This window comes from Variovorax paradoxus, assembly GCF_022009635.1.
GTDB lineage: Bacteria > Pseudomonadota > Gammaproteobacteria > Burkholderiales > Burkholderiaceae_C > Variovorax.
Map to the genome: position 1 here is coordinate 6,105,397 of NZ_CP091716.1, position 22,921 is coordinate 6,128,317.

The window sequence follows — 22,921 nt, forward strand, 5'->3', positions numbered from 1 at the left end:
GCACAGCCGCCGCGCGCGCGGCAAGGAGACGACATGACGAGACAGCAGCAGCGCCACCTCCACCTCGGCCTGTGCGCCAGCGCGCTCGGCGTTGCCGCACTGCTCGCGGCCTGCGCGGCCAGGCCGCCCGCTCCGCACGCGCCGCTGGCCGCCGCGCGGCCCGGCACGCTGCAGGCCTGCACGGACCTCGCCACGCGCGCCGCGCTGCCGGGCACGGTCTACACCTCCGTCACCGACGTGCCGGCCGGCACCGTCACGGTCGGCGGCGTCGCGATGGCGGCACCCGCGCACTGCCTGGTGCAGGGCCGCATGAACGAGCGCACCAGCCCGGTCGACAACCAGCGCTACGCCGTCGGCTTCGAGATGCGGCTGCCGGTGGCCTGGAACGGCCGCTTCTTCTATCAAGCCAACGGCGGTCTCGACGGCGTGGTGCTGCCGGCGCTCGGAGGCATCGGTGGCGGCGGGCCGCGCAGCAGCGCGCTGCAGATGGGCTTCGCCGTCATCAGTTCCGACGCGGGCCATGCCGGTTCGATGGGCCCACGCTTCGGGCTCGACCCGCAGGCACGGCTCGACTACGGCTACAACGCCGTCGCGCAGCTCACGCCGATGGCGAAGAACCTGATCTCCAAGGCCTACGGCCGCGGCCCCGACCGCTCTTACTTCGGCGGCTGCTCCAACGGCGGGCGGCATGCAATGGTGGCCGCCGTGCGCTCGGCGCAGCAGTACGACGGCATCCTCGCGGGCGACCCCGGCTTCAACCTGCCGAAGGCGGCCGTGGCCCAGCTTTATGGCGCGCAGCAGTACGCCGCCGTGGCCAGCGCGAAGACGCCCGCCGGCCAGCCCGACCTGCAAAGCGCATTCACCCCGGCCGAGCTGAAGCTGGTGGCCGACAAGGTGCTCGCGCGCTGCGACGCGCTCGACGGCCTGGCGGACGGCATCGTGTCGAACGTGCGGGCCTGCCGCACGCGCTTCGACATCCAGCGCGACGTGCCCACCTGCGCCGCCGGCACGCGCGACGGCATGTGCCTGAGCGCGCCGCAGAAGAATGCGCTGGCGAACGTGTTCAAGGGTGCGCGCAACAGCGCGGGCCAGCCGCTGTACAGCAGCTTCCCCTTCGACGCCGGCGTGAGCGGCAGCAACTGGCGCGAATGGAAGTTCGCGAGCCCGCCGACGCGCGACGCCGGCGCCGTGGCCTTCATCTTCAGCACGCCGCCGCTGGCCGACCGGCCGCAGGGCCTGCCGTTCGCGCTGGGCTTCGACATGGACCGCGACGCGCCGCGCATCGCCGCGACGGACGGCGTGTTCCGCGAGTCGGCGCTGTCGTTCATGACGCCGCCGGACGCGGCCAACCTGAGCGCGCTGCGCGACCGCGGCGGCCGCATGATCGTCTACCATGGCACCAGCGACCCGGTGTTCTCGTCCGACGACACCGCCGCCTGGTACGAGCGCGTGCAGGCGGCGAACGGCAGCGATGCATCGGCCTTCGCGCGCTACTTCCCGGTGCCGGGCATGAATCACTGCTCGGGCGGCCCGGCCACCGACCAGTTCGACATGCTGCGCGCGCTGGTCGACTGGGTCGAGCAGGGCAAGGCGCCCGCGTCCGTCACCGCCTCCGCCCGAGGCGCGGGCACGCCGGTGCCGAACGCCGAAGTGCCGGCCAACTGGTCGCCGCAGCGCACGCGGCCGCTGTGCCCCTATCCGCAAGTCGCCACCTACACCGGCGGCGACACCGAGCGCGCGAGCAGCTTCGCCTGCAGGCCGCCTTCCCCCTAGATTCCTTTTTCCGAGCCTCCATGGATTACCAGCCCCGCCCCGAAGATGTCCGATTCCTGCTGAACGCGGTGCTCGATGCGCCCACGCGCCTGGCCGCGCTCGCGCCTTTCGCCGAGGTCGACGAGGCGCTGCAGTCGCAGGTGCTGGAGGAAGCGGGGCGCTTCGTCGGCGAGGTGATCGCGCCGCTGAACCGGGGCGGCGACGAGACCGGCTGCCGCTTTGCCGGCGGCGAAGTGGCCAGCCCGCCGGGCTTTCGCGAGGCGTACCAGGCCTTCGTCGATGGCGGCTGGCCTGCTCTTTCGGCCGCGCCCGAAGACGGCGGCCAAGGCCTGCCCGCGGTGCTGGAGGCGGTGCTCTACGAATGGCTGGCCGCCGCCAACCACGGCTTCACGATGGCACCCGGGCTTCTGCATGGCGCCTACGCCTGTCTCAAGCATCACGGCAGCGACGAGCTGAAGCAGCGCTACCTCTCGAAGATCGCGACCGGCGAATGGCTGGCCACCATGTGCCTCACCGAAGCGCACGCGGGCAGCGACCTGGGGCAGGTGCGCACGCGGGCCGTGCCACAGGCCGACGGCAGCGTGCGCGTGAGCGGCGGCAAGATCTTCATTTCTGGCGGCGAGCACGACCTGACGCCGAACATCGTGCACCTGGTGCTGTGCCGCCTGCCCGACGCGCCGGACGGCCCCAAGGGCCTGTCGCTGGCGCTGGTGCCCAAGCTGCTGCCGGACGGCGCGCGCAACGCGGTGCACTGCGAACGCATCGAGGAAAAGATGGGCCTGCACGGCAGCCCCACCTGCACCATGCGCTTCGACGACGCCACCGGCTGGCTGGTCGGCGAGCCGGGGCGCGGGCTGGCCGCGATGTTCGTGATGATGAATTCGGCGCGCCTGCATGTGGCGCTGCAGGGCATCGGCCTGCTCGACGCCGCCTGGCAGAAGGCCGACGCCTATGCCGCCGAGCGCCGCCAGATGCGCGCGCCCGGCCCCGTGCCCGCGAGCCGTGGCGGCGAGAGCGCCGACCTGATCGCGGAACACCCCGCCGTGCGCCGCATCCTCGACACGCAGCGAGCCTGGATCGACGGCGCGCGCGCCCTCGCCTACCGCAGCGCGCTGATGCTCGACGTGGCCGCGCACGACGCCGACGCCAAGGCACGCGAGCGCGCGCAGCGCTGGTGCTCATTCGTCACGCCGGTGCTCAAGGCCGCGTGCACCCAGCAGGCTTTTCATGGCGCGAGCGAATGCCTGCAGGTGTTCGGCGGCCACGGCTACGTGCGCGAATGGGGCATCGAGCAGATCGTGCGCGATTCGCGCGTGACCATGATCTACGAGGGCACCAACGAGATCCAGGCCATCGACCTGCTGGTGCGCAAGGTGCTGCCGGACGGCGGCGCCGGCATGTCGGCGGTGCTGCTGGAGCTGCGCGACACGCTCGACGCCTCGCGCGAAGCCGATGCCGACGTGCAGCGCCGGCTCGCGCAATTGCGCTACCTGGGCACCACGGTCGCGATGGCCGCGCATGCCAACCCCGCGCTGCCCTATGAAGTGGCGGACGACTACCTGCGCGTGGCGATGCTCACGATGCTGGCCTGGGCCTGGGCGCGCATCGAGGCGGCGGCGCCGCGGGACGCCGCCAGGGCCCGGGTGGCCGCGGCCTTTCGCCGCTGGGTACTGCCCGAGTTCGAGATGCGGCTGGGCATCGTCAAGCGGGCCTGCGAGACGGTCGCGCTGACCCACGCGGCGCAGCCGCAAGGTGTCGCGCGCTAGGCTGCCGGCGCCCATTCACGCGGTTACGCTCTGGCCATGTCTTCCTCTTCGAAATCCGCTCCCGCGAAAGGCGAGCCGGCTGTGGCGCCGCCGGGCAAGTCGGACCGGCTCGACGCGCGCATGCTCGAAACACTGGTCGGCTACAACGCCCGCCGGGCGTGGCTGATCGTCAGCGACTTCTTCGCGGAGCGCATGGCGCCCTACGGGCTCAAGCAGATCGATTTCTCGGTGCTCTCGCTGCTGGCGCACAACCCGGGCGCCACGTCGCGGCAACTGTGCAGCACGCTGGACATCCTGCCGCCCAATCTGGTGAGCTTGGTCGCCACGCTCGACAGCCGCGGGCTCATCGAGCGCCGGCCGCATCCGCACGACGGCCGCGCGGTGGGCCTGCACCTCACACCGGCCGGCGAGGCGCTGATCCATGAAGCGGAACAGGCCGTGATGCAGCTCGAGGCCGATGCCAGCGCCAGGCTCACGGCACGCGAGCGCGAGACGCTGATCCGCCTGCTGCAGAAAATCTATTTGTAGGCGCTATAGGGCGATACAGGGCGCTACAGGCCTCGCTCAACCATGTCGATGAGGCGCTGGCCCAGCGCGTGGGTCTCGGCGGGCGGCATGGCGCGCAGCGGCCCGTCGATGATGAGCAGCGCCAGCCCGTGCACCGACGACCACGCGAGGTATTCGGCGTTGGGGCGCCGGGCCGGCTCGAGCACGCCCGCGTCCACCAGCCGGTCGATGGCCTTGCCCAGCAGCTGGAACGGATCAAGCCCGCTCGCGCCGGCCTTGCCGGGGCCGAGTTCGCCGTCGCCTTCGGCGGAAACCACGAACGCGGTGCGGAACAGGCCGGGCTCGGCCTGCGCGAACCGCAGGTAGGCGGTGCCGATGGCGCGCACCTGAGCGCGCGCGAAGTCGGCGGGCGGCTGGTCGCAGGGCAGCACGGCCAGTTCCTTTTCCATCGCCCCGGCCGCCGCGGCCAGGGCCGCCTCGCGCACGGCCCACAGAAGCTCCTGGCGGCTGCCGAAGTGCCTGTAGGCGGCATTCGGCACCACGCCCGCGCGGCGCGTGGCTTCGCGCAGCACCACTGCGTCGGGGCCACCGTCGCGTGCAAGCTCGATGCCCGCGTCCAGCAACGCCCGGCGCAAGTCCCCGTGGCGGTAGGTGCTGCGGGCGGGCGGCAGGCTTTCAGGGACGTTGTTGAGCTTCATTGCACTTCCATGTGGACACCGTCCATTATCCCTGCTATTCTTTGTGGACGGTGTACACAAAGTAATCCGATTGTTTGCGGCCCGATACACCGGGGCCCCACGACCCACCTCATCCAGCCCGAAGGAATCGTCATGAAAGTCCAGTCTTACCTCTCGTTCGAAGGCCGCTGCGACGAAGCGCTCGGCTTCTACAAGAAAGCGCTCGGCGCCGAAGTGATCCAGCTCATGCGCTATGCCGACGCACCGGCGCCCGAGCCCGCCGCTTCCGGCAACGCCGACGCCAGTTGCGGCGGCGCCGGGCCCGCGCCCGACAAGGTGATGCACGCGGTGGTCCGCATCGGCGAGACCGAGCTCATGGCCTCCGACGGCCGCTGCTCGGGCCAGCCGAAGTTCGACGGCATCATGCTGGCCCTCACCGCCAACACCGACGCCGAAGCCGTCAAGTGGTTCAACGCGCTGGCCGAAGGCGGCCAAGTGATGCAGCCGCTGATCCCGACCTTCTTCACATCGAACTTCGGCATGCTGGCCGACCGCTTCGGCGTGAACTGGTTGCTGGTCGTGGCGCACCCCGCCTGACCTCGCACCGCCCGCCCGCGCTCATCTCCAGGAATTTTTCTCCATGTTCAAGACCATCACCCTCATCGTCGTGGCGGCCATCGCGGCGCTGCTGATCTTCGCGGCCACCCGGCCCGACACCTTCCGCGTGGAGCGCACCGCGCGCATCAACGCGCCGGCCGAGAAGATCTTTCCGCTGATCGACGACTTCCACCGCTGGGGCACATGGTCGCCCTACGAGAAGCTCGACCCCGACATGCAGCGCAGCTTCGGCGGCAGCGCCAGCGGCAAGGGCGCAACCTATGCCTGGGAGAGCAAGGGCAAGGCCGGCGCGGGCCGCATGGAAATCACGGAATCGACACCCTCGTCGAAGATCGCGATCAACCTCGATTTCACCCGGCCCATGGAAGGCCACAACGTGGCTGAATTCACGCTGCAGCCACAAGGCGACGCTACACAGGTCACCTGGTCCATGCACGGCCCGAGCCCTTTTGTCGCCAAGCTCATGGGCATCTTCTTCAACATGGACCAGATGATCGGCAAGGACTTCGAAACCGGCCTTGCCAACCTCAAGACAGCCACTGAAAAGTAACCAAGGAAACTCTCATGTCCCCCATCAACGCTTACCTCACGTTCGACGGCAATGCAGCCGAGGCCATGCGCTTCTACGAGAAGACGCTCGGCGGCAAGATGCAGATGATGATGACCATGGGCCAGGCGCCCGGTGCCGAGCAGTTCCCGCCCGGCGCGGCCGACCGCATCATGCATGCCGCCCTCGCCTACGGCGGCGGCCTGCTGATGGCCTCCGACTCCATGCCCGGTATGGCCTACGAAGGCATGAAGGGCTTCGGCGTGGCGCTCACGCTCGACACCGTGGCCGAAGCACAGCGCGTGTTCGATGCCTTCGCCGACGGCGGCAAGGTCGGCATGCCGTTCGGCCCGACCTTCTGGGTCGAGGGCTTCGGCATGGTCACCGACCGCTTCGGCACACCCTGGCTCATCAACGGCGGCAAGCCCCTGGTGTAACGCGCATGACGGACACACTCGACAGCCGCAAGCGCTGGCTCGCGTTGATGGTGCTGTGCCTGGGCGTTCTGATGATCGTGCTGGACACCACCATCGTGAACGTCGCGCTGCCTTCGATCCGCACCGATCTCGGCTTCACCGAGACGTCGCTGGTCTGGGTGGTGAACGCCTACATGCTGACCTTCGGCGGCTTCCTGCTGCTGGGCGGCCGGCTCGGCGACCTGTACGGCCATCGCAAGCTCTTCCTCATCGGCCTGGTGCTGTTCACGCTGGCCTCGCTGGCCTGCGGCATCTCCAACTCGCAGGTGCTGCTGGTGGCGGCACGGGCGGTGCAGGGGCTGGGCGGCGCGGTGGTGTCGGCTGTGTCCCTCTCGCTGATCATGAACCTGTTCACCGAGCCTGCCGAGCGCGCCAAGGCCATGGGCGTGTACGGCTTCGTGTGCGCGGGCGGCGGCAGCATCGGCGTGCTCCTGGGCGGCCTGCTCACGAGCACGCTGAGCTGGCACTGGATCTTCCTGGTGAACCTGCCGATCGGCGTGGCGGTGTATGCGCTGTGCGTGGCGCTGCTGCCAAGCGCGCGCGGCCATGCGCACGGCGAGAAGCTCGACGTGGCCGGCGCGGTGACGGTCACGCTGTCGCTCATGCTCGCGGTGTACGGTGTGGTCAACGGCAACGAGGCCGGTTGGGGCTCCACGCAGACCGTGGGCCTGCTCGGCGCGGCCGTGGTGCTGCTTGCGGTGTTCATCGCCATCGAGGCGCGCGTGCAGCATCCGCTGATGCCGCTGGGCCTGTTCCGGCTGCGCAGCGTGTCGGTGGCCAACGTGGTGGGCGTGCTGTGGGCGGCGGCCATGTTCGCGTGGTTCTTCATCTCGGCGCTCTACATGCAGCTGGTGCTGCAGTACACGCCGATGCAGATCGGCCTGGCCTTCCTGCCGGCCAACATCATCATGGCGGTGTTCTCGCTGGGCCTGTCGGCCAAGATCGTCATGCGCTTCGGCATCCGCAAGCCACTGGCGGCGGGGCTGTGGCTCGCGGCCATCGGCCTCGCGCTGTTCGCCCGCGCGCCGGTCAACGGCAGCTTCGTGGTCGACGTGCTGCCCGGCATGATGCTGCTCGGCCTGGGCGCGGGCATGGCGTTCAACCCGATGCTGCTGGCGGCCATGAGCGAGGTGAGCCCCTCCGATTCGGGCCTGGCCTCGGGCGTGGTCAACACCGCCTTCATGATGGGCGGCGCGCTGGGCCTGGCCGTGCTGGCCAGCGCGGCGGCTGCGCGCACCGCGTCGATGGACGCCGCCGGCGCGCAGATGCCGCTGGCGCTCACCGGCGGCTACAACCTCGCGTTTCTCGTCGGCGCCGTGTTCGCGGCGGCGGCGGGGCTGATCGGCGTGCTGCTGCTTCGCTCGGCCATGCCGGGGCAGATGCAGAACAACAACGAAGAAGAAGCGGCCCCCCGAGGAACGGCGGCATCGTGAGCCCAGAGGCGCCATGCAGCCGCAGGTCTTTTTTCTTCAACGGTTCCACTCTTTGTTCAGGAGAACTTCCATGGCTCGTTATGTAGACGGTTTCATCGTCGCGGTTCCCACCGCCAACGTCGAGGCGTACCGCAAGCTGGCGCGCAAGGCCGGCAAGGTCTGGATGGAGTACGGCGCGCTCGAGTACGTCGAGTGCATTGCCGACGACGTGAAGCCCGGCAAGCTCACCTCGTTTCCGCAGAGCGTGAAGCAGAAGGCCGACGAGACCGTGGCCTTCTCGTGGATCACCTACAAGTCGCGCAAGCACCGCGACACGGTGAACGCCAAGGTCATGGCCGACCCGCGCATCGCATCCATGGACCCCAAGACCATGCCCTTCGACGCCAAGCGCATGATCTTCGGCGGCTTCAAAAGCATCGTCGAGCTCTGAGTCTTCTCAGGAACACCGCGGAACCGGCTTCGCCGGGCCGCCGGTGTTGCCCCCTGCAAGGGGGGTGGCGCAGCGACACGAAGTGCGCGAAGCCTGGGGGTTAGCCAATAAACCCGTCGTAGACGAGCTTGAGCCCCGTGAGCAGCATGCCCAGGTACACGAAGCGATAGAACCAGGTCGCGTCGATGCGCCGCGCGATGCGAATGCCGACCCACACGCCGAACGGCGCGATCGGCATCAGCACCAGCGAAGTGGCCAGCGTTCGGAAGTCGATCAGGCCCAGCCAGGCGTAGGGAATCCACTTGCTGAGGTTCACCACGAAGAAGAAGTAGGCCATGGTGGCCGTGAAGATCACGGGCTTGAGCCGCAGCGGGATCACATAGGCATTGATGGGCGGGCCGCCGGCATGCGCGATGAAGCTGGTGAAGCCCGACACCGTGGTCAGCACCGCGCCCACGCCGCGCGAGGGCAACGGGTCGTCGGGCTTGGGCGGGAACAGCAGGCGCTGCGCCAGGAACAACAGCGTGAACACGCCCACGATGCCCGCCACCGTGTGCGCCGACAGCATGCGAAACAGCAGCGTGCCGACCACCGTGCCCAGCAAGCCGAACGGAATCAGGAACTTGAGCAGCGAGCGGTCGAAGTCGCGCCGGAACGCGGCCAGGCCCAGCACATCCATCAGCAACAAGAGCGGCATCAGGATGGCGGCTGCCTGCGGCACGGTGACGGCCAGGGCCATCAGCGGCACCGCGAGCGACCCGAAACCGGCGCCGAAGCCGCTCTTGCTGATGCCGAGCAGCAGCACGGCGGGAATGGCGACCGCGTAGAAGTACGGGTCGGTGATCAGTGGGAAAACCATGGACGGAAGGCAAAAGAAAACCCGCCATGCGGGCGGGCCTTCCGAGGGTAGCAGGATGGCGCGGAACGCGCCGAAGGCCGCCGCGCTCCTCTAGCGCTCCAGTTCGCCGCCAGCCAGCCAGCGGGCGCCGCGCGCGTACAGCGCCTCCACCGCCGGGCCCTTGAGCATCGGCATGTCGAGCTTCACCGTGTAGCCGATGCGCTGCTGGATGTAGGTCAGGTGGCGGTAGCCCTCGGGCAGGCCGGCCAGCACCGCGGCATCGAGCTTCACGGTGGCGGCGGGGTCGACCGGGTCGATGCGGTCCTTCTCGTAGATGGGCTGGCGGTGCAGCAGCTTCCATTCGCCGCCGTGCTTCACCACGAAGTCGTAGAAGCGGCCGGTGCACACCACATCGCACAGCACGCCCTCGACCATGCCGCGCTGCGAGATGGTCATCTTGGTCTGCGCGATGGCGCGCTCGCCCGCCACCTCGATGGCCGAGCCGCCCAGGAAGTGCAGGATGCTCACGCCCTTGGCCCAGCCCTCCTGCGTGACGCGGATGAACTCGGTGTACGGGCCCTGGAACCAGGTGGCCATCATCACGCCCTCGGGGTGCCACACGGTGGCGAATCGCTCCCAGTCGCCGGCGTCGCGCCACACGGCCCAGCGTTCGATCATCTGGCGGATCAGCAGCTCCTGCTGCAAGGTGTCGGTCATTCTCTTCATCTCCGGGAGGGGTTGAGCACAAAATCGAAATCGAGGCGCCAGCGGCCGTTGTCCTGCTTCTTCCAAGGCGCGACCAGCGACTGGCGCACCGCGAACACGGCGTCGGAGTCCAGCCATTCGTCGCCGTCGCGGAACACGTGGGTGATGAGCCGCTCGTAGCCCGGCGCCTCGATCTTGAAATGCAGATGCGCGGGCCGCCAGGGGTGGCGCTTGGTGGCACGCAGCAGGTCTCCCACGGGGCCGTCGACCGGAATCGGATAGGCCACCGCCACCACGCTGCGGAAGTTCAGGCCGCCGTCGGGCCCGGTGCGCAGGGTGCCGCGGTTCTCCGCATGGTCGAGGCCCGGATGCTGCACGTCGTAGTGGCCACCGGCATCGGCCTGCCACACGTCGACGACCGCACCGGGCACCGGTTCGCCGTCGAGCCCGCGCACCGTGGCGTACACGTCGCAGGGCTCGCCCTCGGCGCCGTTGGCCACGTCGTCGCCATGCTCGTACTCGGGGGCGCCGTCGAAGTAGAAGGGGCCGAACACCGTGGCCTCGGTGCACCCGGCGGGCTTGTCGTTGTTCATCGCGATGGTGAGCATCGACAGGCCCAGCACGTCCGACAGCAGGATGAATTCCTGCCGCTTGTCGTCGCACTTCTGGCCGGTGGCCGTGAGGTACTGGATGCCCTGGAACCACTCCTCTTCAGTGAGCTTCACGTCGCGCGCAAAGGCATGCAGGTGCTGCACCAGGCTGGTCATGATCTCGCGCAGGCGCGGATCGGGGGTGTCGGCAAAGCGCGCAAGCACGGCCTGCGTGATGTTGTCCTGGTTGAGGTTGCGCATCGTGGTGTCTCCATGTTGTCTCGTCCGAAGCGGCACTGTAGGCCGCGCGCCGCCTGGCCGAAAGCTGCCGGGCGCAAATGATTTTTCCGCCCAGCGGAACGGTCGCCGCGCCGCTGCGCCAAAATCGTCCGAACAGACAAAAGACAAGCCCCGGAGACACCGCCCCATGGACCGCTGGACCGAAATCGCCCTGCTCGTGCAGATTGCCGATGCCGGCAGCCTGAGCGGAGCGGCCGAAGCGCTGGGGCTCTCCAACGCCGCCGCGAGCCGGCACCTGAGCGCGCTGGAGGCCCGGCTGGGCGCGCGGCTGGTGGAGCGCAACACCCGCCGCCTCTACCTGACCGACACGGGCCGCGAGTTCTGCGGCCGCGCCCGCACCATCCTGAGCGACCTGGCGGACGCCGAATCGACGGTCAACGCCACCGCGTTCAACCCCACCGGCACGCTGCGGGTGACGGCGTCGCTGTCGTTCTCCATCCACCACATCGCGCCGCTGCTGCGCGAATACACCCAGCGCTACCCCGGCGTGACGGTGCACGTGGAAGCCGCCAACCGGTACTTCGACCTGATCGACAACAACATCGACGTGGCGATCCGCACGCGCGAGTACGAGCCCGACTCGAACGTCACGATCCGCCGGCTCGGCGAGACCCGGCGCATCCTGGTGGCGTCGCCGCGCTACTTCGCGCAGCACGGCTTTCCGAAGACGCTGGACGAGTTGGCACGGCACAAGCTGCTGATCTACACCCACGCCAACAACCCGAACGAGCTGCGCTTCAGCCGCCAGGGCGAGACGCGCACGGTGTCGGTCACCGGGCTGCTGGAGTCGAACGACGGCCAGGTGCTGCGCGCCGCCGCGCTCGACGGCATGGGCATCCTGGTGCAGCCGACCTACATCGTCTACGACGACATCGTGGCCGGCCGGCTGGTGCCCACGCTGGACGACTGGGACCTGCCGCACCTGGCCATCAACCTGGCGTACCCGAGCCGCAAGCACCTGTCGGCCAAGGTGCGCAGCTTCATCGACTTCATGGCGGCGCACTTCGAGAAAATGGACTACGAGCGCAAGTGGACGGGCAGGTTCGGCGTGCGCTGAGCCGGCTTTGCGGCAAAACATGTGCGTTTACGCACATCCCGGCTTGCGGCGGCTGCGGACACTGGAGGCGCAACCGTCGCATTTCGCGGCGGCCTTCAATTTCCAAGGATCCGCCATGAACACCCAGGCCACCGCCGCCAACACCCCGCGTGCGCCGATCGCATCGCCGCTGTCCGCCCTCTCCCCCACCACGCTGGACGATTCCGGCAAGCTGCTGATCCGCGTGGCGGTCGGCTTCCTGGTGCTGCTGCACGGCATTCTCAAGCTGTCGGCGGGCGTCGGCTTCATCGCGGGCATGCTGGCCAAGTCGGGGCTGCCGGGCGGCATCGCCTACCTGGTGTATGTCGGCGAAATCGTCGCGCCGCTGCTGATGATCGCGGGCCTGTTCACCCGCGCCGCCGCCGGCGTGGTGGTGATCAACATGCTGGTGGCCTTCGGCCTCGTGCACATGGCCGACCTGTTCGCGCTGACCAAGCAAGGCGGCTGGGCGCTGGAACTGCAGGGCCTGTACCTGTTCGGCGCGCTGACCGTGGTGCTGCTGGGCGCCGGCCGCTTCAGCATCGGCGGCAAGAACGGCCGCTGGAACTGACGACGGCCAGCCGGCTCAGCCGGCATCTCCCCTGACCTGCGAGACCATCATTTCCAGGCGGGCGATGTCGGCCACCAGCAGGGCCTTGTCGTCCTTGCGCAGCACCCCGCTGCGCACCAGCACGTTGAGTTCGCGGGTCACCTGCTCGCGGTTGGTGCTGATCTGGCTGGCCAGCGCCGCATGCTTGGGCGCGGGGTCCAGGCGGGCCTGGTTGGCGTCCGCGGCATGCGGGCCGGCGGCCCGGGCCAGCCGAAGAAGCTCGGCGTGCAGCCGGTTCTGCACGCCCAGGGTGCTCAGGTCGATCACCCGTTCGGACAGCTGCCGCACCAGCGAGGCCAGCCGCTGCATCACCCGCTCGGCCACCAATGGCTCGTCGCGCAAAAGGGCCATGAAGGCGGCACGGTCGAGGCTGGCGACCACGCTGGGCGCAAGGGTGACCACGTCGGCGGAGCGTGGGCCGCCGTCGATGGCGGCGATGTCGCCGAAGTGCTCTCCGGCCTCCGAGTCGCGGAAGGTCACCTGCCGGCCGTTGGCCGAATAGGTCGTCACCCGCACCCGGCCCGAGACCAGCAGGAACACCTCGCCCTGCTGCTCGGCGCGCAGCAGCAGCGGCTTGCCGGCCTCCACGCTGTGCCACAGGCATTGCTGGGCCAGCAGGGCCAGGCGCTGGTCGGAAAGGCCTTCGAACAGCGCGATCTGGCGCAGCGCGAGGCTGGAGCGGGGTACAGGTTCGGGTTTGGCCATGCCGGGGATCGAAGCTCCATGAGGATGGGCGCGCGGATTATGCTCGGGAGCCGCTTCGAACCCGTTCATGGACAGACGTTCCCCCCAACCCCACTTTTCCCCGAGAACGCCGACCCGGCGCAATCTCCGCTGGGCGAGCGGGTTGGTGCTGATGGCCTACATCACACTTCACCTGCTGAACCATTCGCTGGGCATCTATTCATTCGCGGCGGCCGAGACCGTGCTGCGCGGCGTGCAGAAGTTCTGGCACAGCCTGCCCGGCACCGCGCTGCTGTACGGCGCCGCCGCCATCCATCTCGTGCTGGCCGTGGTTGCCCTCTGGGAGCGCCGCACCCTGCGCATGCCGCCGCTGGAGGGCCTGCGGGTGCTGCTGGGCTTCGCGTTGCCGCTGCTGCTGGCCACCCACCTCACGGCCATGCGAGGCGCCTACCTGGCCTACGGCATCGAGGGCTCTTACGTGCGGGTGGTCTGGGGCCTGTGGGACTGGCAGGGCGCCGCCGCGCAGTTGGTGATGATGCTGGCGGCCTGGACCCACGGCTGCCTGGGCCTGCATTTCGCGCTGCGGGCCCAGCCGGCGTACCGCCGCTTTTCGTACCTGCTGCTGGCCGTGGCGGTGATGCTTCCGCTGACGGCGGCGATGGGCTTCGTCTCGATGGGCCGGGAGTTCCAGTGGAACGGCGTGCCGCCCGTCGTGCTGCCGACGGCCGAACAGGGCAAGGCGCTCAGTGCGGCCGAAGGCAGCATCAAGTGGTTCTACGGGCTGGCGCTTGCCTTGCTGCTGCTGGCGCGCTGGGGCCGCAACGGTTTCTCGCGCCTGTCGCGCCAGCCATCGGTCGCGCTGCGCTACCCCGACCGCACGGTGCAGGTTCCGCGCGGCTGGAGCGTGCTGGAGGCCAGCCGTTCGCACGGCATCGACCACCTGTCGATCTGCGGCGGCCGGGCCCGTTGCTCGACCTGCCGGGTGCGCGTGGCCGGCCCGGCGGAGCACATCGGCGAGCCGGGCCGCGACGAACAGCGCACGCTGGAGCGCGTGCGCGCGCCCGCCGACGTGCGGCTGGCCTGCCAGCTGCGCCCGCGCGGCGACATCGAAGTGACGCCGCTGTTCGCGCCGCTGCCCAACGAAGGCCGGCCCGCGCCGGTCGGCAGCTTCGGGCGCGAGCGCGACGTGGCGATCCTGTTCGTCGACCTGCGGCGCTGGTCGGGCCTGTCGGAGCGGCAGTGGCCCTTCGATCTGGCCTATGTGCTCGACCGCTACTTCGCCACCGTGGGTGCGGCCGTGCGCGAGAGCGGCGGCGTTCCCAACCAGTTCATCGGCGACAGTGTGATGGCCATCTTCGGGCTCGAATGCGACCTGCCCACTGCCTGCAGGCAGGCCATGCGCGCGACCGAACTGATCGGCGAGCGCATGGACGCATGGAGCAAGGGCTTCGAGGCGCAGTTTGGCCAGCGGCTGGAGTTCGGCATGGGGCTGCACGCAGGGCGCGCGGCAGTGGGCGAAGTGGGCTACCTGGAAACCACCACCTTCACGGCCATCGGCGAAGTGGTGAACACGGCGAGCCGGCTGCAGGACCACTCGAAGACGGCGGCCTCGCGCCTTGTCGTCTCGCTGTTCGCGGCGGAGCAGGCGGGCGTGGCACATGCCCTGGGCACGCCCGAGACGCTTTCGGTGCGCGGGCGCTCCGAACCTCTTTCAGTGCTTTACGCATCCACTGGTGCCGTTCCTGCGTAGTAGATGCTGAATGCGGTGCGCAAACGCACAGCGCGAACCGCACTGCGGTTTCACACTGCATCTTGTGGCAACGACGAATGTCCGCCGCCCACACAGTGAACCAAAGGGACTCTCACCATGAACACCAAGCAACGCATCGCCGCCTCCGCTTTCGCCACCGCCTTCGCCCTGCTGGGCGCCGCCGGCGCGGCACATGCGGAAACCTATGACGGCGTGCACGCCATTACCTCGGCCGCCAGCCGCGCCGACGTGAAGGCCGAAGCCGTGGCCGCCGCGCGCGCAGGGAATGTCTATTCGGACACCGCCGCCGAAGGCGCCGTGGCCTTCAACTCCACGATCGACCGCGCCACCGTGCGCGAGCAGGCCGTGGCCGCCGCGAACAACCCGCTGCAAAGCCTGGACCGCCGCGCCTTCTACCGCGACGAAGTGCCCTCCGCCTACAAGAAGCCCAGCATGTCGTTCACGCGCCAGGCCGGCCTGTAAGGCCAGCCGCGGCCCCGCCCCGTCGGTTCAGGGCCGCACGCCTTCCCACGCGTCCTGCAGCAGGGCACGGATCGCATCGCGCTCCAGCGGGCGCGGATTGGGATACTGGTTCTTGAGCGCATGCTCGCAGGCCAGGTCGAGGTCGGACTCCTTCATGCCGATGTCGCGCAGCGCGACCGGCGCGCCGTTGTCGCGCGCCAGGTCGTACACCGCCTGCGCGGCGCTGCTTCCCCCCAGCGCCTTCACGATGCGCGCCATGGCCCGAGGCGCCGCTTCGGCGTTGTAGGCCAGCGCATGCGGCAGCACGATGGTGTGGGTCTCCGCATGCGGCAGGTTGAAGCTGCCGCCCAGCGTGTGGCACAGCTTGTGGTGCAGCGCCATGCCCACGTTGCCCAGCACCGAGCCGCAGAGCCAGGCGCCATAGAGCGCATCGCCGCGCGCGCCCGGGTCTTGCGGCGTGGCGCGGATGGCGGGCAATGCGCGGCCCAGCGCCGCAATGCCTTCCTGCGCCATCAGGTCCATGACCGGGTTCGAATCGACCGCGTAGAGGCCCTCGGCCGCATGCGCGATGGCGTTGATGCCGCTCGTCACGCTGATGCCCACGGGCAGGCTCGAGGAAAGCTCCGGGTCGTAGATCACCGTGCGCGGCAGCACCCGGATGTCTTTTCCTGTCTTCTTCATGCCGGCTTCGGTGATGCCGTAGATCGGCGTCATCTCGGAGCCCGCGTAGGTGGTCGGTATCGCGAGGATCGGCAGCCCCGAATCGAGGGCGATGGCCTTGCCCAGCCCGGTGGTGGAGCCGCCGCCGATGGCCACTGCGCAATCGGCGCCCAGGCGTTGCGCCACTTCCCTGGCCTCGCGCGCGGTCTCGATGGGCACGTGCATCACCGCACGGTCGAACACGCCGGCCGCATGGCCGCCGAGCATGCCTGCAACGCGCTCGGCTTGCGGGCGTTGCTCGGGCGTGGAAAGCACAAGCGCGCGCTTTGCGCCGAGCGCATCGATCTCGCGCGCCAGATGCTGCAGCGACCCCGCGCCGAACACCACCCGCTGGGGCACGCTGTTGTAGACGAATGAGGGGATGGTCATGGCTTTCCTGTTCCTCGGATGTTCATTCATGAAGCGTCGGTGTGGCTGATGCGGCCCTTGACGAAGACGCCGGTCATCGCCAGCACTGCCGGCACGATCAGCACCGTCAGCACCTGCTCGAAGTTCCAGCCCAGGCCCAGCAGCGCCGCCCCGAGCCAGGCGCCCAGCACCGCGCCGAAACGACCGATGCCGAGCATCCACGATACGCCCGTGGCACGCACGTGGGTCGGGTAATAACGTGCCGCCAGCGAAGGCATGGCCGACTGCGCGCCGTTGATGCACATGCCCGCGAGCAGCACCAGCAGCACGAGTGCCAGCCCGCTGCCCATGCTGTGGCCCACAGCCACCGCGAGCACGCCCGCCAGCAGGTAGCAGATGCCGATCACCTTGTGCGGGTTGCCGCGGTCCATGGCCCAGCCCACGCCCACCGCGCTCAGCACGCCGCCGAACTGGAAAAGCGCCCCCACCACGGCCGACTGCGTCATCGACGCGCCGCTCTCGCGCATCAGCGTCGGCAACCAGCTCGTGAGCAGGTAGATGATGATCAGCCCCATGAAGTTGGTGCCCCACAGCAGCAGCGTGCCCGGGCCGAGGCCGCCGGCGAACATGCGTGCCAGCACCGGGCCGCGCGGCCCCTTGCCGCCGGCCTGCTGGCCCGGAATGGTGAACTGCTCCACGCCCGCCAGCGACTCGCGCGCCACCGGCTGCAGCACCTTGCGGATGCGCTCGACCGGCTGCCCGCGAACCACCATGAAGCGCGCCGACTCCGGCAGCCAGAACAGCAGCACGGGCAACAGCAGCATCGGCACGATGCCGCCGATGAGCAGCAGGCTGTGCCAGCCCCAGTGCGGAATGATCGCGGCCGACAGGAAACCACCGCCCGCCATGCCCAGGTTGAAGCCGCAGAACATCGTCGTCACCAGCAGCGACTTGACTTTCTCGGGCGTGTACTCCGACAGCAGCGTGGTCGCGTTCGGCATGCCCGCCCCCAGCCCGAGCCCGGTCAGGAAGCGCAGCAACACGAGCTGGTCGATGCCGGTCGCGAAGGCCGACCAGAGAGAGAAGCCGCCGAACACCGCCACCGACACGCACAGCACCGTCTTGCGCCCGAAGCGGTCGGCCAGCGGTCCCGAGCCCAGCGCGCCGAAGATCATGCCGGCCAGCGCCGCGCTCATCACCGGGCCGAGCGAGGCGCTGGGCACGCCCCAGTCGCGCACCAGCGCCGGCGCGATGAAGCCCATGGCGGCGGTGTCGAGGCCATCGAGCAGCACGATCAGAAAGCACATCGCCACGATGCCCCATTGGTAAGGCGAAAGCGGGCGTGCGTTGATGAGCCACTGCACGTCGACGGTGCGGCGCGTGGCGATTGAACCTGTGTCGGTCATGGGCTTCTTTTGTCTCCATCGCTGATATGCGATGGGCGCGAGTGTCCCGCCGGCACGCAACCGGTTCAACGACACGAGCGGAAAGGAGTTTTCCGCTCAGGCCGGGGCGACCTGCACCCTGCAGGCCTGGCGGCCCTCCGCGATCGTGAAGCGCACCGGCAGGAAGCGCTCGATCACCGCGCAGTTGGTGCGCGTGTGCTCCGTCAGCTCGCTGCAGGTGAAGACGCAGGCTTTTCGCCCCTGCCACGCCGCAAGCGCCTGCAGCAGCGCCAGTTGGTCCGCGAGGTGCGGTCCGACCGCCGCCTCGCTCTTCTGGAAGTCGCGCAGCTCCTTGGCCAGGCCATGCGCCACCTGCTCGGCGCTCATCGACTTTTCGCCGAAGGCGGTGAACACCTCGGTCACGTGCTCGTAGGCCAGCGTGGCCATCAGCGCATTGCCGGGGCCTTCGTTCTGGCGCACCGCGCCCAGACGCAGCTGCTCGCCGGACCAGCCCATCGCGACACCCAGCGTGTCGAGTTCGCGCGTCGGCACATGGCGCGGCAGGCCGGGCGCGAGGCATTCGGCATGGCTTTCCTGGTACGCGCCGCGCGCCGTCAGGTCGAAAGGCTGCAGCGCGCCGCCAGCCGGCACGATGACCGCAGCCACCTCCCCTCCCCCGGCCGGATAGAAGCCGCAGCGGCGCAGCGTCAGTTGCAGGTCCGCGCCCAGGCGGCGCACCAGCGGCGCGAAAGCACGCTCCAGAAAATGAAACGGCGGCGCCATCGGGTTGTGCGTGCCGCCGCTCAGTTGCACGCGGCTCGTCGCGCCGGCCAGCAGCAGCGGCGGCAGCACGGTCTGCAGCACCAGCATGCAGCTTCCCGCGCCCGAGATCGCGAAGCGGTACTCGCCCGCGCGCACCGCGCCGGGCGTGAAGCGCAGCGCCTGCGAGCCCAGCTCCGCGCCTTCGACCTGCGCACCGCTGATTGCGGCGGCGGCGTTCACGCACGCCAGATGCTGGCGCATCAGGCCCGGCTTGGCGCGGCCCGCGCGGATCTTCTCGATGGCCAGCGGCTGGCCGGTGGCCACCGACAGCGCGAGGCTGGTGCGCAGGATCTGACCGCCACCTTCGCCTTGGGAGCCGTCGAGTTCAATCATGGGCGGACTCCTTCTTCTTGTTCTCCGCCTCGAGACGCAGCACCGTGTCGTACAGGAACGCATCGAGCCCCGAACCATCGGCCGAAGGCAGCGGCGTCACCGGCTCGGCCGCATTGGCCGCCAGTTCGGCTTCGATGAACGCGTGGATACCCGGCCAGCGCGGGCTGGTTGCGGCTTCGCCGGCGCGCATCTTCACCTCGAGCAGCGCGTTGATCTCGGCGATCAGCGCGGCGTCTCGCACGGTGTCGAGCGTGTGCTGCGCCAGGTCGGCAAAGCGCATCGGAGGCACACCGGCGCGCGAGCGGATCCAGCGCGCCGCCAGCAGCGGGCGCAGCACGTAGAGGTACTTCTTGTAGCGCACCTCGTCGGCCTGCAGGTGCTCGCGGAAGTTCTTCTTCGCCATCGAGCTGTAGTGATGCCAGCCGCGCGCGTTGGAAAACACCGCCTCCGACAGCTCGCGAAAGCGCGGCATCGCGGTCGCGTCGTCGCGGTACACGACCGGCGAACGCAGCCACTCGAGCAGCGTCGGGTTCGACTCGCGCATCAGGCCCAGCGCCTTGCGCAGGTCCCAGCCGTTGATGTCGAGGTCGCCGCTGATCGGCACCTCGATCACGTCGCGACGCGGCGCCACAGTGAGGTACCACGGCAGGCGGTTGACGTAGATGAAACGCACGTCGTAGTCGCTGTCGGGCGAAGCGAAGCCCCAGCCGCGGCTGCCGGATTCGCAGGCGAACAGCACGGTCACGTGATGCGTCGCCTCGATGTCGCGCAGGGCGTCCATGATCTGCGTGCGCACGGCCGGGTCGATCGGGTGGGCGGAGCGCAGGAATTCTTCGGTGCTCATTTCTTTCTTCTTCTCTTCAGGCCCGGGTGACGGTCACATGGCCGGCACCGTCGAGCTCGTAAACATCCAGGTCGTTGGCCAGGAACGCGTGGCCGCTGTAGCAGGCCTGCGTCTCGGCCATCAATGCGGCCATGCCCTCTTCGTTCTGATGGCGCGCGCTGAAGTGCGTGAGGATCAGATTGGGCACTTCAACCGCCTGCGCGAACTCGGCCAGCAGGCGCGCGGAACTGTGCATCGGCCCGGGGCCGACCTTGTCGAGCGCGTCTTGCGTGAAGGTGGCTTCGTGCACCAGCAACTGAGCGCTCTTGCAGGCGTCGCGCAGCAATGCGGGCTCGGCGTTGTCGCCACCCATCACCGCGGCAACCGCCTCGACCTGGGCATCCGTGTAGTCGGCACTGCGCAGCACATCGCCGTTGAAAGGCACGTCCTCGCCGGTCTGCAATGCGCGCCATGCGGGGCCGGGTGGCAGGCCGATGGCGCGCAGCGCGTCCGCCTTCAGCCGCACGCGCCGAGTCTCGACTTGCACGCGGTAGGCGTGGCTGGGCACGCGATGCAGCAGCGCATGGCTTTCTATGCACACGCCCGGCACCTCGTAAACCAGTGACGGGCCATCAAGATTCACGTGCTCGACTTCGTAAGGCAGATGCAGGTCGGTCAACGCGCGCGTCGCCTCGAACCACTGCCACACCGGCAGCGGCGCGATCAGCTTCAGCGGCTTCGTTCGCTTGTTCATGCCCGCACTTGCGAGCAAGCCGGGCAGGCCATAGCAGTGGTCGCCGTGCACATGCGTGATGCAGACGGCAGCCAGGTCGTTCAGGGACAGCGGCGTCTGCAGCACACGATGCTGCGTGCCCTCGCCGCAGTCGATGAGGACCCAGTCTGCGCCGAGCACCGTCTGCACGGCCAGGCCGGAGACGTTGCGGTGGCGCGTGGGGGTGCCGGAAGAGGTCCCCAGGAAAGTCAGTTTCATCATCTCGTTTGTCACTCCCTGCGCATCAATGCGCTTCTTGCGGCGTCGGCGGCGACGCGCTCCCAGCCGAAGTATCGGCGACCTCCCTCCGGGCGAGCCGCCATGAACGCATGGAGTCTTGCAAGATTCGCTTCGCCGCCCCAGCGCCCCATGGCCTGGATCGCCACGACGCGCAGGCTCCACCATTTGCTTTGCAGCGCCGCCTCGACTTCGGCTTCGGCCTGCACGCTCGGCTTTGCGGCGCCCAACGCACGCAGACGGCACGTCTTCTCGAACAGAAGGTTGGCGCCGGGTGCGGCGCTTCGCAACCGCTCGCGCCGCGCGCGCCTGCATGCGAGGCATCGCACGGCACGGCTATCGATATGACCGTGAATCGTCTCGTACCACCACTTCTGTTGCTTGGCCGTCCAGACCTCTTCGGCCCCGCAATCCCGGCAGATGAAGGGGCGCGCGACATAGAAGTCCGGCAGCACGCCGTAGGTGTTGCTGTACAGCTGGAGAACGGCTTGGTCCGCCGGCTCGCAACCGGGTGCATGGGCGATATCGGACTTCGACAGCCGGACATCCGGCGAACGCAGGCGTGCGGCCAGCGTCGCAGCACGCTCGCGGCGATGCGCCTTGATCTCGGCGCGGCGTTGCTTGTTGCTCTTCATTTTTTTAACCTCCGTAATACGTTGCTACGAAGGCAGGCTCGATTGTTCGAACCCTCTTCTATAGCTCTTCCACTGTCACGACGCCTTCGCCCGCAGCAAGTTGAACGATCCGGCCAAAAATCTGCCGCGCAAGGTCGCTGTTCGCATGCAAACAGACAACAAGGCCATCGGCTTCGATGTCCGCCGAGACTTCCGGCCATGTCGCGGACGTGGGTGCCACCGACGAATAGAAGCTGCCGCCAGCATCCCCCATCTCCAGGCGGCAGCCGTCGGCGGCCTTCCTCAGGACGGCTTCTGCGGTGGCCCCTGTCGGCAATGCCATCCTGATGCGGTACTCGACGCCCACCGCGTCAACCCTTCACGCAAACAACCTGCTTGAGCGTGTAAACCACCTCCACCAGGTCCTGCTGCGCCTCCATCACCGCGTCGATGTCCTTGTAGGCCATCGGAATCTCGTCGATCACGTCCGCGTCCTTTCGGCATTCCACGCCTTCGGTCGCGGCGATCTGATCGGCGATGGTGAAGAGCTTCTTCGCCTTGGTACGGCTCATCTTTCGACCGGCGCCGTGGCTGCAGCTCATGAAGCTCTCGGGGTTGCCCTTTCCGCGCACGATGAAGCTCTTGGCGCCCATGCTGCCGGGGATGATCCCCAGCTCGCCGGCCTTCGCGCTCACCGCGCCCTTGCGGGTCACGAGCACGTCTTCACCGAAGTGCGTCTCGCGGCTCACGTAGTTGTGGTGGCAGTTCACCGCTTCCACATGCGCCTCGAAGGGCTTGACGATGACCTTTCGCACGGCCGCGACCACGCGCTGCATCATCACTTCGCGGTTCGCTCGCGCGAACTTCTGGGCCCAACCCACCGCACGCACGTAGTCACCGAAGTACCGGGCGCCTTCCTCGAAGTACGCCAGGTCCTGATCGGGCAGGTTGCGCTGGTGCAGTTCCGCGTCTTTCTTGGCGAGCTCGATGAAGTGCGTGCCGACGGCGTTACCCACGCCGCGCGAACCCGAATGCAGCATGAACCACACGGAGCCCGCTTCGTCCAGGCACACCTCGATGAAGTGGTTGCCCGTACCCAGCGTTCCCAGGTGCTTGTGGTTGTTGGTGTTCTTCAGGCGCGGGTAGTCTTCGCAGATCGCGTCGAACTCGTCCTTCAGTGCAGCCCACGCCACGTCGGTTTCGTTCGGCGGCGTTTCCCACGAACCCTTGTCGCGCCCCATGCGCTTGGGGTTCGATCCGTGCGGCACGGCCTTCTCGATCGCCGAGCGCAGCGGCCCCAGGTTGTCCGGCAGGTCGTTGGCATGCAGCGTGGTCTTGCACGCCATCATTCCGCAGCCGATGTCCACGCCCACCGCGGCCGGGATGATGGCCTTGAAGGTCGGGATCACCGAACCCACGGTGGCGCCGATGCCGTAGTGCACGTCGGGCATGGCCGCGATGTGCTTGAACACGATGGGCAGGCGCGCCGCGTTCTCGAGCTGCTTCTGCGCCTCGGGCTCCACGGGCACGCCGCGGGTCCACATCTTCACGGGCACGCCGTTTTCGACTTCGTGCAGGTCGTAGTTCATTTTTTCTTCTTTCATC

Annotated in this window: 25 protein-coding genes; 12 read left to right on the plus strand and 13 right to left on the minus strand. The window is 68.6% G+C overall.

Going from position 1 to position 22,921, the window contains the following annotated elements; all coding sequences use genetic code 11:
- Nucleotides 1–33 precede the first annotated feature (33 nt).
- From L3V85_RS28475 to L3V85_RS28485, 3 genes are read left to right on the plus strand one after another with little or no spacing between them, the layout of a single operon-like run.
- Nucleotides 34–1,773 (plus strand): tannase/feruloyl esterase family alpha/beta hydrolase, encoded by a 1,740-nt coding sequence (locus L3V85_RS28475; RefSeq protein WP_237675992.1) that lies wholly within the window; start codon nt 34–36, stop codon nt 1,771–1,773.
- Nucleotides 1,774–1,793: 20 nt separating this feature from the next.
- Nucleotides 1,794–3,539: an acyl-CoA dehydrogenase family protein gene (locus L3V85_RS28480; RefSeq protein WP_237675993.1), complete on the plus strand. Its 1,746-nt coding sequence runs from the start codon at nt 1,794–1,796 to the stop codon at nt 3,537–3,539.
- Nucleotides 3,540–3,575: 36 nt separating this feature from the next.
- Nucleotides 3,576–4,067 carry a MarR family winged helix-turn-helix transcriptional regulator gene (locus L3V85_RS28485; protein ID WP_237675994.1) on the plus strand — a complete coding sequence of 164 codons (492 nt, stop codon included), beginning with the start codon at nt 3,576–3,578 and terminating at the stop codon, nt 4,065–4,067.
- A gap of 23 nt (nt 4,068–4,090) precedes the next feature.
- Here L3V85_RS28485 and L3V85_RS28490 read toward each other — a convergent pair whose 3' ends face one another.
- Complete coding sequence (locus L3V85_RS28490; RefSeq protein WP_237675995.1) at nt 4,091–4,744, minus strand: TetR/AcrR family transcriptional regulator; 654 nt, start codon at nt 4,742–4,744, stop codon at nt 4,091–4,093.
- Nucleotides 4,745–4,876: 132 nt separating this feature from the next.
- On the opposite strand from L3V85_RS28490, the gene L3V85_RS28495 reads away from it, so the two are divergent.
- From L3V85_RS28495 to L3V85_RS28515, 5 genes are all read left to right on the plus strand, one after another.
- The gene (locus L3V85_RS28495) at nt 4,877–5,320 is read left to right on the plus strand and encodes a VOC family protein (RefSeq protein ID WP_237675996.1); all 444 of its coding nucleotides are present in this window, start codon (nt 4,877–4,879) and stop codon (nt 5,318–5,320) included.
- Nucleotides 5,321–5,363: 43 nt separating this feature from the next.
- Nucleotides 5,364–5,891: an SRPBCC family protein gene (locus L3V85_RS28500; RefSeq protein WP_237675997.1), complete on the plus strand. Its 528-nt coding sequence runs from the start codon at nt 5,364–5,366 to the stop codon at nt 5,889–5,891.
- A gap of 14 nt (nt 5,892–5,905) precedes the next feature.
- Complete coding sequence (locus tag L3V85_RS28505) at nt 5,906–6,325, plus strand: VOC family protein (RefSeq protein ID WP_237675998.1); 420 nt, start codon at nt 5,906–5,908, stop codon at nt 6,323–6,325.
- A gap of 5 nt (nt 6,326–6,330) precedes the next feature.
- The gene (locus L3V85_RS28510) at nt 6,331–7,797 is read left to right on the plus strand and encodes a DHA2 family efflux MFS transporter permease subunit (protein ID WP_237675999.1); all 1,467 of its coding nucleotides are present in this window, start codon (nt 6,331–6,333) and stop codon (nt 7,795–7,797) included.
- A 70-nt stretch (nt 7,798–7,867) separates the two neighbouring features.
- Nucleotides 7,868–8,227 (plus strand): DUF1428 domain-containing protein, encoded by a 360-nt coding sequence (locus L3V85_RS28515; RefSeq protein ID WP_237676000.1) that lies wholly within the window; start codon nt 7,868–7,870, stop codon nt 8,225–8,227.
- Nucleotides 8,228–8,327: 100 nt separating this feature from the next.
- Here L3V85_RS28515 and L3V85_RS28520 read toward each other — a convergent pair whose 3' ends face one another.
- From L3V85_RS28520 to L3V85_RS28530, 3 genes are all read right to left on the minus strand, one after another.
- Nucleotides 8,328–9,086, minus strand: a complete 759-nt coding sequence (locus L3V85_RS28520; protein ID WP_237676001.1) for a sulfite exporter TauE/SafE family protein — start codon at nt 9,084–9,086, stop codon at nt 8,328–8,330.
- A gap of 90 nt (nt 9,087–9,176) precedes the next feature.
- Nucleotides 9,177–9,782 carry a nuclear transport factor 2 family protein gene (locus L3V85_RS28525; RefSeq protein ID WP_237676002.1) on the minus strand — a complete coding sequence of 202 codons (606 nt, stop codon included), beginning with the start codon at nt 9,780–9,782 and terminating at the stop codon, nt 9,177–9,179.
- 5 nt (nt 9,783–9,787) lie between these two features.
- Nucleotides 9,788–10,621 carry an intradiol ring-cleavage dioxygenase gene (locus L3V85_RS28530; RefSeq protein ID WP_237676003.1) on the minus strand — a complete coding sequence of 278 codons (834 nt, stop codon included), beginning with the start codon at nt 10,619–10,621 and terminating at the stop codon, nt 9,788–9,790.
- Between the two features lie 166 nt (nt 10,622–10,787).
- On the opposite strand from L3V85_RS28530, the gene L3V85_RS28535 reads away from it, so the two are divergent.
- Together L3V85_RS28535 and L3V85_RS28540 are read left to right on the plus strand one after the other, a co-directional pair.
- Nucleotides 10,788–11,717 (plus strand): LysR family transcriptional regulator, encoded by a 930-nt coding sequence (locus L3V85_RS28535; protein ID WP_237676004.1) that lies wholly within the window; start codon nt 10,788–10,790, stop codon nt 11,715–11,717.
- A 115-nt stretch (nt 11,718–11,832) separates the two neighbouring features.
- Entirely contained in the window at nt 11,833–12,306 is a 474-nt protein-coding gene (locus L3V85_RS28540) for a DoxX family protein (RefSeq protein WP_237676005.1), read from the plus strand.
- 15 nt (nt 12,307–12,321) lie between these two features.
- On the opposite strand, the gene L3V85_RS28545 is transcribed toward L3V85_RS28540, so the two are convergent.
- Complete coding sequence (locus L3V85_RS28545; protein WP_237676006.1) at nt 12,322–13,050, minus strand: Crp/Fnr family transcriptional regulator; 729 nt, start codon at nt 13,048–13,050, stop codon at nt 12,322–12,324.
- 67 nt (nt 13,051–13,117) lie between these two features.
- On the opposite strand from L3V85_RS28545, the gene L3V85_RS28550 reads away from it, so the two are divergent.
- Complete coding sequence (locus tag L3V85_RS28550; RefSeq protein WP_237676007.1) at nt 13,118–14,779, plus strand: adenylate/guanylate cyclase domain-containing protein; 1,662 nt, start codon at nt 13,118–13,120, stop codon at nt 14,777–14,779.
- A 117-nt stretch (nt 14,780–14,896) separates the two neighbouring features.
- Complete coding sequence (locus L3V85_RS28555; protein ID WP_237676008.1) at nt 14,897–15,262, plus strand: alpha/beta hydrolase; 366 nt, start codon at nt 14,897–14,899, stop codon at nt 15,260–15,262.
- Between the two features lie 27 nt (nt 15,263–15,289).
- On the opposite strand, the gene L3V85_RS28560 is transcribed toward L3V85_RS28555, so the two are convergent.
- The 8 genes from L3V85_RS28560 to L3V85_RS28595 all read right to left on the minus strand — a co-directional run bounded on the left by L3V85_RS28560 (nt 15,290) and on the right by L3V85_RS28595 (nt 22,920).
- Nucleotides 15,290–16,351, minus strand: a complete 1,062-nt coding sequence (locus tag L3V85_RS28560; RefSeq protein WP_237676009.1) for a maleylacetate reductase — start codon at nt 16,349–16,351, stop codon at nt 15,290–15,292.
- A 26-nt stretch (nt 16,352–16,377) separates the two neighbouring features.
- Nucleotides 16,378–17,736, minus strand: a complete 1,359-nt coding sequence (locus L3V85_RS28565) for an MFS transporter (protein WP_237676010.1) — start codon at nt 17,734–17,736, stop codon at nt 16,378–16,380.
- Between the two features lie 96 nt (nt 17,737–17,832).
- Nucleotides 17,833–18,870 carry an RNA 3'-terminal phosphate cyclase gene (gene rtcA, locus L3V85_RS28570; RefSeq protein ID WP_237676011.1) on the minus strand — a complete coding sequence of 346 codons (1,038 nt, stop codon included), beginning with the start codon at nt 18,868–18,870 and terminating at the stop codon, nt 17,833–17,835.
- The gene (locus L3V85_RS28575) at nt 18,863–19,714 is read right to left on the minus strand and encodes a nucleotidyltransferase domain-containing protein (RefSeq protein ID WP_237676012.1); all 852 of its coding nucleotides are present in this window, start codon (nt 19,712–19,714) and stop codon (nt 18,863–18,865) included. Before L3V85_RS28575 ends, rtcA begins: the two co-directional genes overlap by 8 nt.
- Before the next feature lie 16 nt (nt 19,715–19,730).
- A complete protein-coding gene (locus L3V85_RS28580; RefSeq protein ID WP_237676013.1) occupies nt 19,731–20,687 on the minus strand; it encodes a ribonuclease Z in 957 nt (318 codons plus the stop codon).
- Between the two features lie 8 nt (nt 20,688–20,695).
- On the minus strand, nt 20,696–21,337 hold the full coding sequence (locus L3V85_RS28585; protein WP_237676014.1) for a zinc-ribbon domain containing protein: 642 nt from the start codon (nt 21,335–21,337) through the stop codon (nt 20,696–20,698).
- Nucleotides 21,338–21,395: 58 nt separating this feature from the next.
- Nucleotides 21,396–21,659 (minus strand): hypothetical protein, encoded by a 264-nt coding sequence (locus tag L3V85_RS28590; RefSeq protein ID WP_237676015.1) that lies wholly within the window; start codon nt 21,657–21,659, stop codon nt 21,396–21,398.
- Nucleotides 21,660–21,687: 28 nt separating this feature from the next.
- On the minus strand, nt 21,688–22,920 hold the full coding sequence (locus L3V85_RS28595) for an RtcB family protein (protein WP_414080249.1): 1,233 nt from the start codon (nt 22,918–22,920) through the stop codon (nt 21,688–21,690).
- Nucleotide 22,921 lies beyond the last annotated feature (1 nt).

Bases quoted from the DNA above. Each gene is read 5' to 3' on its own strand.
- L3V85_RS28475 (WP_237675992.1), top strand. From the start codon at position 34: ATGACGAGACAGCAGCAGCGCCACCTCCACCTCGGCCTGTGCGCCAGC.
- L3V85_RS28480 (WP_237675993.1), top strand. From the start codon at position 1,794: ATGGATTACCAGCCCCGCCCCGAAGATGTCCGATTCCTGCTGAACGCG.
- L3V85_RS28485 (WP_237675994.1), top strand. From the start codon at position 3,576: ATGTCTTCCTCTTCGAAATCCGCTCCCGCGAAAGGCGAGCCGGCTGTG.
- L3V85_RS28490 (WP_237675995.1), bottom strand. From the start codon at position 4,744: ATGAAGCTCAACAACGTCCCTGAAAGCCTGCCGCCCGCCCGCAGCACC.
- L3V85_RS28495 (WP_237675996.1), top strand. From the start codon at position 4,877: ATGAAAGTCCAGTCTTACCTCTCGTTCGAAGGCCGCTGCGACGAAGCG.
- L3V85_RS28500 (WP_237675997.1), top strand. From the start codon at position 5,364: ATGTTCAAGACCATCACCCTCATCGTCGTGGCGGCCATCGCGGCGCTG.
- L3V85_RS28505 (WP_237675998.1), top strand. From the start codon at position 5,906: ATGTCCCCCATCAACGCTTACCTCACGTTCGACGGCAATGCAGCCGAG.
- L3V85_RS28510 (WP_237675999.1), top strand. From the start codon at position 6,331: ATGACGGACACACTCGACAGCCGCAAGCGCTGGCTCGCGTTGATGGTG.
- L3V85_RS28515 (WP_237676000.1), top strand. From the start codon at position 7,868: ATGGCTCGTTATGTAGACGGTTTCATCGTCGCGGTTCCCACCGCCAAC.
- L3V85_RS28520 (WP_237676001.1), bottom strand. From the start codon at position 9,086: ATGGTTTTCCCACTGATCACCGACCCGTACTTCTACGCGGTCGCCATT.
- L3V85_RS28525 (WP_237676002.1), bottom strand. From the start codon at position 9,782: ATGACCGACACCTTGCAGCAGGAGCTGCTGATCCGCCAGATGATCGAA.
- L3V85_RS28530 (WP_237676003.1), bottom strand. From the start codon at position 10,621: ATGCGCAACCTCAACCAGGACAACATCACGCAGGCCGTGCTTGCGCGC.
- L3V85_RS28535 (WP_237676004.1), top strand. From the start codon at position 10,788: ATGGACCGCTGGACCGAAATCGCCCTGCTCGTGCAGATTGCCGATGCC.
- L3V85_RS28540 (WP_237676005.1), top strand. From the start codon at position 11,833: ATGAACACCCAGGCCACCGCCGCCAACACCCCGCGTGCGCCGATCGCA.
- L3V85_RS28545 (WP_237676006.1), bottom strand. From the start codon at position 13,050: ATGGCCAAACCCGAACCTGTACCCCGCTCCAGCCTCGCGCTGCGCCAG.
- L3V85_RS28550 (WP_237676007.1), top strand. From the start codon at position 13,118: ATGGACAGACGTTCCCCCCAACCCCACTTTTCCCCGAGAACGCCGACC.
- L3V85_RS28555 (WP_237676008.1), top strand. From the start codon at position 14,897: ATGAACACCAAGCAACGCATCGCCGCCTCCGCTTTCGCCACCGCCTTC.
- L3V85_RS28560 (WP_237676009.1), bottom strand. From the start codon at position 16,351: ATGACCATCCCCTCATTCGTCTACAACAGCGTGCCCCAGCGGGTGGTG.
- L3V85_RS28565 (WP_237676010.1), bottom strand. From the start codon at position 17,736: ATGACCGACACAGGTTCAATCGCCACGCGCCGCACCGTCGACGTGCAG.
- rtcA (WP_237676011.1), bottom strand. From the start codon at position 18,870: ATGATTGAACTCGACGGCTCCCAAGGCGAAGGTGGCGGTCAGATCCTG.
- L3V85_RS28575 (WP_237676012.1), bottom strand. From the start codon at position 19,714: ATGAGCACCGAAGAATTCCTGCGCTCCGCCCACCCGATCGACCCGGCC.
- L3V85_RS28580 (WP_237676013.1), bottom strand. From the start codon at position 20,687: ATGATGAAACTGACTTTCCTGGGGACCTCTTCCGGCACCCCCACGCGC.
- L3V85_RS28585 (WP_237676014.1), bottom strand. From the start codon at position 21,337: ATGAAGAGCAACAAGCAACGCCGCGCCGAGATCAAGGCGCATCGCCGC.
- L3V85_RS28590 (WP_237676015.1), bottom strand. From the start codon at position 21,659: ATGGCATTGCCGACAGGGGCCACCGCAGAAGCCGTCCTGAGGAAGGCC.
- L3V85_RS28595 (WP_414080249.1), bottom strand. From the start codon at position 22,920: ATGAAAGAAGAAAAAATGAACTACGACCTGCACGAAGTCGAAAACGGC.